The organism is Lysobacter zhanggongensis (assembly GCF_046638635.1).
Lineage (GTDB): Bacteria > Pseudomonadota > Gammaproteobacteria > Xanthomonadales > Xanthomonadaceae > Novilysobacter > Novilysobacter luteus.
This window is the reverse complement of record NZ_JBJXHK010000001.1, coordinates 94,968-106,182: the sequence shown is the minus strand read 5'-3', so window position 1 is coordinate 106,182 and position 11,215 is coordinate 94,968. Positions and strand designations below refer to the sequence as shown.

At 67.7% G+C, this 11,215-nt stretch carries 11 protein-coding genes, 1 tRNA gene and 1 riboswitch; of the genes, 6 read left to right on the top strand and 6 right to left on the bottom strand.

Annotation, left to right across the window (positions count from 1 at the left end; translation table 11 throughout):
- The 6 genes from ACKVMH_RS00520 to ACKVMH_RS00495 form a co-directional block, all read left to right on the top strand.
- Window positions 1-841 (top strand): autotransporter outer membrane beta-barrel domain-containing protein (locus ACKVMH_RS00520; protein ID WP_412698833.1); only part of this gene is annotated, 841 nt, incomplete at its 5' end.
- A 77-nt stretch (window positions 842-918) separates the two neighbouring features.
- Window positions 919-992 (top strand) — tRNA-Gly (locus ACKVMH_RS00515).
- Between the two features lie 91 nt (window positions 993-1,083).
- A complete protein-coding gene (locus ACKVMH_RS00510; protein ID WP_412698832.1) occupies window positions 1,084-1,569 on the top strand; it encodes an ATP-dependent zinc protease family protein in 486 nt (161 codons plus the stop codon).
- Window positions 1,566-2,477, top strand: coding sequence for a 30S ribosomal protein S6--L-glutamate ligase (gene rimK, locus ACKVMH_RS00505; protein ID WP_215219680.1), 912 nt, complete (start codon window positions 1,566-1,568; stop codon window positions 2,475-2,477). The genes ACKVMH_RS00510 and rimK overlap by 4 nt, the downstream gene beginning before the upstream one ends.
- Window positions 2,478-2,848: 371 nt before the next feature.
- A complete protein-coding gene (locus ACKVMH_RS00500; protein WP_412698831.1) occupies window positions 2,849-3,532 on the top strand; it encodes a response regulator transcription factor in 684 nt (227 codons plus the stop codon).
- The gene (locus ACKVMH_RS00495; RefSeq protein WP_412698830.1) at window positions 3,519-4,892 is read left to right on the top strand and encodes a sensor histidine kinase; all 1,374 of its coding nucleotides are present in this window, start codon (window positions 3,519-3,521) and stop codon (window positions 4,890-4,892) included. The genes ACKVMH_RS00500 and ACKVMH_RS00495 overlap by 14 nt, the downstream gene beginning before the upstream one ends.
- Window positions 4,893-4,908: 16 nt before the next feature.
- On the opposite strand, the gene ACKVMH_RS00490 is transcribed toward ACKVMH_RS00495, so the two are convergent.
- The 6 genes from ACKVMH_RS00490 to metK form a co-directional block, all read right to left on the bottom strand.
- Window positions 4,909-5,835, bottom strand: a complete 927-nt coding sequence (locus tag ACKVMH_RS00490) for a branched-chain amino acid transaminase (protein WP_412698829.1) — start codon at window positions 5,833-5,835, stop codon at window positions 4,909-4,911.
- A gap of 45 nt (window positions 5,836-5,880) precedes the next feature.
- A complete protein-coding gene (locus tag ACKVMH_RS00485; RefSeq protein WP_412698828.1) occupies window positions 5,881-6,537 on the bottom strand; it encodes a DUF4124 domain-containing protein in 657 nt (218 codons plus the stop codon).
- A gap of 80 nt (window positions 6,538-6,617) precedes the next feature.
- Window positions 6,618-7,247, bottom strand: a complete 630-nt coding sequence (locus tag ACKVMH_RS00480; protein WP_412698827.1) for a hypothetical protein — start codon at window positions 7,245-7,247, stop codon at window positions 6,618-6,620.
- A 105-nt stretch (window positions 7,248-7,352) separates the two neighbouring features.
- The gene (gene metF, locus ACKVMH_RS00475) at window positions 7,353-8,177 is read right to left on the bottom strand and encodes a methylenetetrahydrofolate reductase [NAD(P)H] (RefSeq protein WP_412698826.1); all 825 of its coding nucleotides are present in this window, start codon (window positions 8,175-8,177) and stop codon (window positions 7,353-7,355) included.
- 137 nt (window positions 8,178-8,314) lie between these two features.
- The gene (ahcY, locus tag ACKVMH_RS00470) at window positions 8,315-9,763 is read right to left on the bottom strand and encodes an adenosylhomocysteinase (protein WP_412698825.1); all 1,449 of its coding nucleotides are present in this window, start codon (window positions 9,761-9,763) and stop codon (window positions 8,315-8,317) included.
- A gap of 49 nt (window positions 9,764-9,812) precedes the next feature.
- Window positions 9,813-9,894: riboswitch (S-adenosyl-L-homocysteine riboswitch) on the bottom strand.
- A 55-nt stretch (window positions 9,895-9,949) separates the two neighbouring features.
- Window positions 9,950-11,161, bottom strand: a complete 1,212-nt coding sequence (gene metK / locus ACKVMH_RS00465; RefSeq protein ID WP_215219688.1) for a methionine adenosyltransferase — start codon at window positions 11,159-11,161, stop codon at window positions 9,950-9,952.
- Window positions 11,162-11,215: the final 54 nt, after the last annotated feature.

The window sequence follows — 11,215 nt, the reverse complement described above, 5'->3', positions numbered from 1 at the left end:
GCTGGCGGTGCCGGTCGAGGGCGAGGGCGCGCGCTGGTGGGCCGACGTGCGCGGCGACTTCCAGCGCTACGACCACGGCCGCGTGTACGACGGGGCCGGCCCGGCGTTGACCGTCGGCGTCGACTGGCGCCGTGGCGCGCTGACCTTCGGTGCATTCGGTGGCTACGGCCAGCAGCAGCATGACTGGGGCAACCGCGGCGGCAGTTTCGACCAGAGCGAGGCGAGCGTCGGCGCGTACCTGGCATGGATGTCCGAGGCGGGCGGCTGGATCAACGCGCAGGCCAGCTTCAGCCAACTGGGCTTCGACATCGAGCGCAACGCCAACCTCGGCCAGGCGACCCGCGTGCACCATGCCGATGTCGACGGCGACAACATGAGCGTCGGCCTCAACGCCGGCTGGGAGTTCGGCGACGGCGCCGTGCGCCACGGCCCGGTGATCGGCGTGCTGGCCCAGCAGATCGACATCGACGGGTTTGCCGAGAGCGAACCGGCACTGTCGACCTCGCTGGCTTATCCGGAGCAGACCTTCGACTCGATGATCGCCAGCGCCGGTTGGCAGGTGCGTTACGACGGCGGCCACTTCCAGCCTTACGCGCGCCTGACCGTCGACCGGGAGCTCGAGGACCATCCGGAGCAGGCGTTCGCGCGGCTCCAGTCGATGCCCGGCACGACCGATTACGCGGTGCCCGGCGTGGCGTTCGACGACAGCTACGGCAGCCTGATGTTCGGCGCGCGCACGCAGCTGTTCGGCCTGGACGCCAACCTCGGCAGCAGCCTCACGGTCAACCAGACCGGTGGGCACCATGCGACGGTGTTCGCGACCGTCGGCAGCCGGTTCTGACGGCCGTTACCCGCCGGCGTGCGATCGCCGGCGGGTGCTTCCTGTCGCGCCCCCGCTGGCTGTAGACTTCCGCTCATGCGGGTGTAGTTCAATGGTAGAACTTCAGCTTCCCAAGCTGATAGCGTGGGTTCGATTCCCATCACCCGCTCCAAATTCCACGGCGGCCCCGCTCTCAGGACGGGGTCGCCGTTTTCGTTCCGGCCCCCGGCACCGCCGGTCCCAGCCCGCCGCGGAGGCGACAGATGTCGATGCCATCGAAAGTCGTGCTCGGCTGGCGCGAGTGGGTGGCGCTGCCCACGCTGGGCGTGGGGGCGATCCGCGCCAAGATCGACAGCGGGGCGCGCAGCTCGGCGCTGCACGTGGATGACCAGTGGCGATTCAGCGAGCGCGGCGCCCCGTGGGTGGGATTCCGGCTGACCCCGGCGCATGCGGGGGAAGCGATCGAGTGCACGGCGCCGGTGGTCGACGAGCGCACCGTGGTCGACTCGGGCGGGCATGGCACCCTGAGGGTCTTCATCCGCACCACGTTGCGCGTGGCCGGGATCGAGCGCGAGATCGACATCAACCTGACCCGGCGCCACGGCATGGCGTTCCCGATGCTGCTGGGCCGCACCGCGATGGTGAAAGCCTTCACGGTCGATCCGGCACGCTCGTTCCTGCACGGCCGCGCCGGACCTCCGGTGCGCCTCGACGTTGTTTCCCCCGACCCTGCCCGGCCGCACCCATGAAGCTCGCGATCCTGTCGCGCAACACCAAGCTGTACTCCACCCGGCGCCTGGTCGAGGCGGCCCGCGAGCAGGGCCACACGGTCCGTACGCTGGACCCGCTGCGCTGCTACATGCGCATCGCCAGCGACGGGTTCGCGATGCACTACAAGGGGCAGTCGATCTCCGGCTACCACGCGGTCATCCCACGCATCGGCGCCTCGGTTACGCGCTACGGCACCGCGGTGCTGCGCCAGTTCGAGCTGATGGGCAGCTTCACTCCCAACTCCTCCGACGCGATCCTGCGCGCACGCGACAAGCTGCGCAGCCACCAGTTGCTGGCCGCGCAGGGGATCGGCATGCCGGCCACGGTCTTTGGCGACAACCCGGACGACACCGCTGACCTGCTGTCGATGCTCGGCCCGCCGCCGCACGTCATCAAGCTCAACGAGGGCACCCAGGGCGCCGGGGTGATGCTGACCGAGAAGCTGTCGGCATCGAAGGGCGTCATCGAGGCCCTGCGGGGGCTGTATGCGCAGTTCCTGGTGCAGGAATTCATCCCCGAGGCCAAGGGCGCCGACCTGCGTTGTTTCGTCGTGGGCGGCAAGGTGGTTGCAGCGATGAAACGCCAAGCCCCCAAGGGTGACTTCCGCTCCAACCTGCATCGTGGCGGAAGCGCCCGTGGCGCCAAGGCGACCCTGGCGGAGCAGGATGCCGCCATCCGTGCCGCGCGCGTGCTGGGCCTGGGGGTTGCGGGTGTCGACCTGATCCGCTCCAACCGCGGGCCGCTGGTGTTGGAGGTGAACGCGTCGCCGGGACTGGAGGGGATCGAGGACGCGACCGGTGTGGACGTGGCCGGCGCGATCGTGGAGTACGTGGCCGAACGCCACCGGCGACGGATGTCCAAGCGTGCAGCTGCGAAAGACAAGTAATTGATTTTGCATGCAATGTGCCACCCTCCGGGGGCGGGTCGACGCCGCTTAACGGCCCTTTAATCGCCCCGGGGGTAGCCTTCTCCAAACCGCAGCTTTGCCCGTCACCGGTGTCGATGGCACAGCCACCCAAACCGGGAAGCCCGCAGGTCGCGGTATCGGGGCAACACCCTTTGACCCAGGCGCGGTGGCTCCGCGCCTGGGTTTTTTATCGCGCGTGTTCCATTGCCGACGGTTCCATCACGCGGCGCCGGGGCATGCTGCTGCGGCGCGCGCTCTGGCAGAATCCGTTGGATCGTCGACGTTGCGCCCCTCACACCCATGCCCGATCGACCGCTCCCGGCCGGCCGGGCAACGAACCGGAAGGCACGATGCGCATTCTCGTCATTGAAGACAACCAGGACATTGCCGCCAATCTGGGCGACTTCCTCGAAGACCGCGGCCACACCGTCGATTTCGCCGCCGACGGCATCACCGGCCTGCACCTGGCGGTCGTCCATGACTTCGATGCGATCGTCCTCGACCTCAACCTGCCCGGGCTCGACGGCCTGGAGGTCTGCCGGAAGCTGCGCAACGAGGCGCGCAAGCAGACCCCGGTGCTCATGCTGACCGCACGTGACAGCCTGGACAACAAGCTGGCGGGCTTCGAGTCGGGCGCCGACGACTACCTGATCAAGCCGTTCGCGCTGCAGGAGGTGGAGGTCCGGCTCAACGCGCTGTCGCGCCGCGGCCGCGGGGTGCAGACCCGCGTGCTCAACGCCGCCGACCTCGAATACAACCTCGACACACTGGAGGTGCGCCGGCAGGGCAAGCTGCTGCAGCTCAACCCGACCGCGCTGAAGATCCTGCAGGCGCTGATGGAAGCGTCGCCGGCGGTTGTCACCCGGCAGGAACTGGAAACCCGGGTCTGGGGCGAGGAATTGCCCGACTCCGACTCGCTGCGGGTGCACATCCATGGCCTGCGCGCCGTGGTCGACAAGCCGTTCGAGACCAACCTGATCCAGACCCGCCATGGCATCGGTTACCGGATCGCCGAGCTCGATGGCGGAAACTGAGGCCGTACCCGATCCGGTCGAAGCGGATGCGAACACCGCACCGCCAAGGCGGCAGCGGCGATATCGAAGGCGCCTGCGCAGCCGCATCATTCTGGCGTTCGTGCTGCTCGGGTTTGGGCTGACGACACTGTTTGCGTTTTCCACGCTCGCCCTCCGGAATCGGCTCGAAGCCGAGCTGGTGGAGACAACGCTCCAGCGTGAAGTTTCCAATCTGGTCGAGCAGGTGGAGCGCAACCCGGATGAAGCGCCGTTCTTCCTGATCTTCGACGCGCGGACGTGGAGTCCGCGGAACGCGTTCAAGGTCGATCCGCTGTACCGGGACCTGCCGGAGGGTGTGCACGACATCCGGCAGCAGGCGCCGGACGGGTCATGGCATGTCTACAAGGTCGCGGTACGTAAGGGATACCGACCCGGCGAAGGCGAGTTCACGAGCCTTGTGCGCTACGACGTCACCGGCGCGGCCGCGGCAGCGGAGAAGCTGAGAAGGTGGGTGCTCTTCGCGGTGGCGTTGTTTTCGGGATTGGCGTTCCTGATCGGCTGGTGGGCCGCATCCCGCGTGATGAGTCCTGTATCGGAACTTGCCCGCCGTCTCCAGGGTCCGGTCGGAAGTAGCGGCGCCGACATGCTCGCCAGCCACTTCCCCGATGACGAAGTCGGTCAACTTGCCTCCGCGCTTGACGATTACTCGGCGCGGTTGACCGAAGTGGTACAGCGGGATCGGGAATTCAATGCCGACGTCAGCCACGAGCTGCGTACCCCGTTGGCGGTGATCCGCGGCGCGGTTGAGCTGCTGCTGTCGCGCCCGGACATCGACGACAAGACCCGTGCCCGCGTGCATCGCATCCAGCGCGCCGAGCAGCAGTGCACCGACCTGATCAGCGCGTTGCTGCTGCTGTCACGCAACGAGCGTGGCCACGGCGCCACGGACGTGGCGAAGATCGCCGAGCAGCTGCTCGACGTGCACCGCACCCAGGTCGTCGGCAAGTCGCTCGAGCTGCGGATGGAGGGCGAGCGCGGCCTGGTCGTGGACGCGCCCGAAGCCGCGGTGGCGGTCGCGCTCGGCAACCTGGTCGGCAACGCGGTCAAGTACACGCTCGAGGGCGAGGTGGTGGTGCGACTGCTGCCCCGCGCGGTGGAGGTGGTCGACTCGGGCCCCGGCCTGAGCGAGGAGGATGCCGCCCAGCTGTTCCAGCGTGGTTATCGCGGCACCCACGCCGGGCATACGCAGGGCGGCGGCATCGGACTGTCGATCGTGCGTCGGCTGTGCGACCTCTACGGCTGGGACGTGCGGGTCCGGCCCGGCGAGGTACGCGGCGTGGTCGCAACCCTGACCTTCGACCGCGCGGGGGGCGGTGGCTGAACCGCCCCGCGTACGCTCAGGCGTCCAGCGGTTCCAACCAGCGATAGCGGTCGGGCGTGGAACCGTCGAACAATCCGAAGAACAGTTCCTGCAGCCGGCGGGTCACCGGGCCGGGCTTGCCGGCGCCGACCTGTCGACCATCGACCGAACGGATGGGGGTGATCTCGGCCGCGGTGCCGCACATGAACAGCTCGTCGCACAGGTACAGGTATTCGCGCGGCAGGTCCCGCTCGACCACCTCGATGCCGGCGTCCCGCGCCAGCCGGATGAGCGAGTCGCGGGTGATGCCGTTGAGGAGCGCGGCGCTCACCGGCGTCGTGTGCAGGGTGCCGTTGAAAACGAGGAACAGGTTTTCGCCGGCGCCTTCCGACAACAGTCCGGTGGAGGCCAGCGCGATGCCTTCGCCAAAGCCCAGTCGGCGCGCCTCGCGGGCGACGAGCTGCCCCGACAGGTAGTTGCCGCCGGCCTTTGCACCGGCCGGGATGGTGTTGGGGGCAAACCGCTGCCAGCTGGACACGCAGGCGTCGATGCCGGTTTCCAGCGCCCCCGGCCCGAGATAGGGGCCCATGAACCACGCGCCGACCGACATTTCCACTGGGGTATCGGCCGACAGCCCAAAGCCGCCCAAGCCGCGGAACGCGAACGGGCGGAGGTAGGCGCGGGTCAGTCCATTGCGCCGGACCACCTCGCGGCAGGCCGCGTTGATCTCATCCAGCCCGTAGGGCATCGGCATTTCATAGATCCGCGCCGAAGCGTACAGCCGGGTGTTGTGGTCGGTGAGGCGGAAGATGGCCGGGCCGGACGGAGTCTCGTAACAACGGATGCCTTCGAACACCGACGAGCCGTAATGGAGCGCATGCGCCATCACGTGGGTCGTTGCTTCTTCCCAGCGCTTGATCGCGCCGTTGTGCCAGATCCATTCGGGGTACTGCATGCCGGTCATCCGCGGGAGGTCGGGTCATTGTGCCCGCAGCCCGCCGCGGAGTGCTCAGCCCCGGATCCAGAGGCAGCCGAAATGCTCGTGCAGCTGGAACACGGTCTCGGCCGGCGTGGTGCCGTCCTCGAGGGTCTGCACCAGCCGCAGGGCGACCGGCCGCGCCGGCGGCGCGTGGTAGTCCAGCGGATCAGGCGGCAGCGTGGCCACCTCGGCCGCGACAGTATCGATTGCCGGCGGTGCAGTCGAAGTCCGGCCGTCCGCCGAGGGGATCGCGGCATGGGCCAGCTGCACGCCGCTCCACGACTCCGCGCGCGCCGGCAGCACCGGCACGATGTCCACCAGTGGACGCCGGACCACTTCGTCGAGGCGGTCCATCGTCGAATACCCGTTGCGACCCGACATGCCCGCCCAGTGGTAGACGTTGGCCAACCGGTTGGCATCGCGCGCGTCGATCGCCGTCGACATCTCGAACATGAGGTCCTGCAGGTGCCGCGCGCAGCCGCCGCGGTAGACCCGCCGGTTGCCGGGCAGGGTGGAAGAGGCGGGTCGCTCCACCGCGCCGACGCTGGCGCAGGCCCGGTCCGTGTAGACAGGAGTGCCGTCAGGTTGGACGCACGCGCGGGTCTGCGCCGACGCCGGAGATGCCGTCAGCAGGGCGGGAGGTGCCAGCAATGTCGCCAGCAGCAGGGACAGGAAGATGCGGGTCATCCCCCGAGCCTACCCCGGTGTGAAGGCCGGGTGAAAGGGACTCTGTCGGTTTTGCGGGGACAGGTCGCGTTTTGGCGCACTCAGAACCGGACGAAATAGCAACCCTGGTAGCGCTGGACTTTCAGGTCCTGGACCCGCTGGCTGCCGCCCTGTTCGAACACCAGTTGCATGATGCCGACACTGCCGTCGGCCACGCCGCCGGAGGCGTCGGCGTAGAGGCCGCCGCCGATGCGGGCGTCGAAGAACCTGGTATCCCAGAGCATCTGGTCGGAGAGACGCCCGAGACGTTCCATGACCGACTGGGCCTGGTCATTCCCGAGGCCCACCCAGTGGTAGCTCTCGGCGATACGGTTGACATCGCCCAGCCCCCACGAGCCGTGCAGGTCCATTGCCAGCTGGGTGGGCGAACGGGCGCAGCCGCTGGCCGCCGAGCGGCGTGCGGTGACCGCTGGGCGTGGACCATTGGGTGCGATCAGGGACGAGCTGTCGCTGTCCGCGGAACCACCATCGAACACCAGGCGGTTGACCAGCTCGCCCGACATCGGCGCCGCTTCCGCGCCAAACGCGGCGCAGGCCTTGTCCGTGTAGATCGCTGTTCCATCCGGCGCCAGGCAGCGCTGGATGCCGGCACTCTGCGCCGGCGCGTTGCACGGCATCGCCGAGGCGGCCAGCACGGCGGCGGCCAGGGCACTGAAGGGGAGTCTGTTCATGGCGGCGGGGCACTGCGGGGGTGACCGCCATGCTCCGCCGGGTATCGTCAACGCCTTGTGGCAGAAGGGCTTGCGGGCTGAACCGCTTGCCAACCGGCGCTGAACTCAACCCAACCGGGACAGTACGTTCAGCGTCGGTTTCGCCAGGTTCAACGTGTAGAAGTGCAGCGCCGGCGCGCCGCCATCCACCAGCCGGCGGCACAGCTGGGCGACCACCTCCGCGCCGAACTCACGGACGCTGGTGGAATCGTCGCCATAGGACTGCATGCGTTGGGCGATCCAGCGCGGGATCTCGGCGCCGCACATGTCCGAAAACCGCCGGATCTGGCTGAAGTTCGAGATCGGCATGATCCCCGGCACGACCGGGATTTCGACACCGGCCGCGCGGATGTCGTCGACAAAGCGGAAGTACGCATCGGCGTTGTAGAAGTACTGGGTGATCGCCCCGTTGGCGCCCGCGCGCACCTTGCGGACGAAGTGCTCCAGGTCGGCACGCGAGTCGCGCGCCTGCGGGTGCATCTCGGGGTAGGCGGCCACTTCGATGTGGAAGTGGTCACCGGTTTCGGCGCGGATGAACTCGACCAGCTCGCTCGCGTAGCGCAGGTCGCCCGGGCTGACCATGCCCGACGGCAGGTCGCCCCGCAGCGTCACCAGGCGCTTGGCGCCGAGCGCGCGGTAGAGCTTCAGCAGGCCGCGGATCTCCTCCTTCGAGCCGCCCATGCACGTGATGTGTGGCGCCGCGTCGTAGCCGTGCTGGCCACGCAGGCGCTGGATCGACTCGGGCGTGTGGCTGAGGGTGGAGCCGCCGGCGCCGAAGGTCACGCTGACGTAGTCGGGCGCGTGGTCGCGCAGCCGCGCCGCGGTGCGGTCCAGCTGCGAACGCTGCTCCTCGGTCTTGGGCGGATAGAACTCGAAGCTGATGGGGACCATGGGCGGGCGCCGACGATTGGATCGGCGCAATATATCGCTTCATCGGGATGAATGGAAATGGGTCGGCGACCACATGACTGGCGCAAACAAAAACGGGCGCCGAAGCGCCCGTTTCCATGGATCCCTGTTCCGCCGACTCAGTAGCGGTAGTGGTCCGGCTTGTACGGCCCCTCGACCGCGACGCCGAGGTACTTCGCCTGCTCGTCGGTCAGCGTGGTGAGCTTCACGCCGATCTTCTCCAGGTGCAGGCGCGCAACTTCCTCGTCGAGCCGCTTCGGCAGCAGGTACACCTGCTTGCCGTAGCTCTCCTTGTTGGCCCACAGGTCGATCTGGGCGAGCGTCTGGTTGGCGAACGAGTTCGACATCACGAAGCTGGGATGGCCGGTCGCGCAACCCAGGTTGACCAGTCGGCCTTCGGCGAGCAGGAAGATCGAGTTGCCATTGGCGAAGGTGAACTTGTCGACCTGCGGCTTGATGTTGGTCCGGGCCACGTCCTTCAGGGCGTACAGCGCATCGACCTGGATCTCGTTGTCGAAGTGGCCGATGTTGCAGACGATGGCCTGGTCCTTCATCGCCTGCATGTGCTGCACGGTGATGATGTCCTTGTTGCCGGTGGTGGTGACATAGATGTCGCCGCGGCCCAGGGTGCTTTCGATGGTGTTGACCTCGAAGCCTTCCATCGCCGCCTGCAGCGCGCAGATCGGGTCGATCTCGGTGACCACTACGCGCGCGCCGTAGGCACGCATCGACGCCGCGCAGCCCTTGCCGACGTCGCCGTAGCCGCACACCACCACGACCTTGCCGGCGAGCATCACATCCATCGCACGCTTGAGGCCGTCGGCCAGCGACTCGCGGCAGCCGTACAGGTTGTCGAACTTGGACTTGGTGACCGAGTCGTTGACGTTGATCGCCGGGATCAGCAGCTTGCCCTGCTCGGCGAGCTGGTACAGGCGGTGGACGCCGGTGGTGGTCTCCTCGGAGACACCCTTCCAGTCACGCACGACGGTGGTCCAGAAACCGCGGCGCTCGGCGTGCACGCGCTTGAGCAGGTTCTTGATGACCTGCTCCTCGTGGCTGCCCGAGGCGCTGTTGACCCAGGACTCGTCGCCCTGTTCGAGCTCATAGCCCTTGTGGATCAACAGGGTCACGTCGCCACCGTCGTCGACCACCAGCTGCGGTCCGAGGTAGCCGCCGTTGCCATCGGGGAAGCTCAGCGCCTCCAAGGTGCAGTCCCAGTACTCCTCCAGCGTCTCGCCCTTCCAGGCGAACACCGGGGTGCCGGTGGCGGCGATGGCCGCGGCGGCGTGGTCCTGGGTCGAGAAGATATTGCACGATGCCCAGCGCACGTCGCCGCCGATGTCCTTGAGCGTCTCGATCAGGACCGCGGTCTGGATGGTCATGTGCAGCGAGCCGGTCACGCGCACGCCCTTGAGCGGGGCCTCGGACGCGTACTTGCGGCGGATCGACATCAGGCCAGGCATCTCGTGCTCGGCGATGTCGATTTCCTTGCGGCCGTAGTCGGCCAGCGAGATGTCGGCGATCTTGTAGTCGCCATCCATCGAAAAGGTCTTGGTTACAGCGTTCATGGATGAAGCTCCGGTCATGGCCCCGGTCCGTTGCGGTGGGGCGGTTGAAAGCAACCGGGCGCCGTTCTGGGTGGACCCCGCCGAGCCTGGCCGCGCTCTTCAGCGTCGCGGTCGCAGCGCCCCTCGGCGGGACAGGGCTGGGATTCTATCGCGGCCCTCCCCGGACGAGGAGGGCCGCGTGGCGCCTTACTTCAGCTTGGCGGCCTTGCGCAGCTCTTCGGCGCGGTCGGTCCTCTCCCACGAGAATGCGGTCGCGTTGTGGGTGACGCCGGCCGAGTCGGTGTAGCTCAGTTCCTTCGGCTTGCGGCCGAAGTGGCCGTACGCGGCGGTCGACTGGTACACCGGATGCACCAGGTCGAGCATCTTGATGATGCCGTACGGGCGCAGGTCGAAGTGCTTGCGGATCAGCTTCTCGATCTGCTCGTCGGGGATGCGACCGGTGCCGAACGTGGTGACGGAGATCGAGGTCGGCTCGGCGACGCCGATGGCGTAGCTGACCTGCACTTCGCAACGGTCGGCCAGGCCGGCGGCAACCACGTTCTTGGCGACGTAGCGCGCGGCGTAGGCGGCCGAACGGTCAACCTTGGACGGATCCTTGCCGGAGAACGCACCACCGCCGTGGCGGGCCCAGCCACCGTAGGTGTCGACGATGATCTTGCGGCCGGTCAGGCCGCAGTCGCCGACCGGGCCGCCGATCTCGAACTTGCCGGTCGGGTTGATGTGGAACTTGGTGCCCTTGTGCAGCCACTTGGCCGGCAGCACGGGCTTGAGGATCTCCTCGCGCACCGCCTCGATCAGGTCCTTCTGCTTGATGCCCGGGGCGTGCTGGGTCGACAGCACCACCGCGTCGATGGCGGTTGCCTTGCCACCCTCGTAGCGCAGAGTCACCTGGCTCTTGGCGTCCGGGCGCAGCCACGGCAGCGGCGAGTTGCGCTTCTTGCGGATCCTGGCCTGCTGCTCGACCAGCCGGTGCGACAGGTGGATCGCGGCCGGCATGTAGCTTTCGGTCTCGTTGGTGGCGTAGCCGAACATCAGGCCCTGGTCGCCAGCGCCCATCTCCTCGGGCTTGCGGCGGTCCACGCCCTGCGCGATGTGCGGGCTCTGCTTGCCGATGAGGTTGAGCACGCCGCAGGTCGCGCCGTCGAAGCCGACGTCGCTGGAGTCGTAGCCGATGTCGAGGATCACCTTGCGCGTCAGCGCCTCCAGGTCGATCCAGGCGCTGGTGGTGATCTCGCCGGCGACGATCGCCACGCCGGTCTTGACCATGGTCTCGCAGGCTACGCGGGCGCGCTTGTCCTGGGTCAGGATCGCGTCGAGCACGGCATCGGAGATCTGGTCGGCGATCTTGTCCGGGTGCCCTTCGGACACGGACTCGGAGGTGAAGAGGTAGCTCGACATCGGCGCTATATCCTTGCATTCGGATAAAAGGATGGGCGCGAATCATACAGAGTC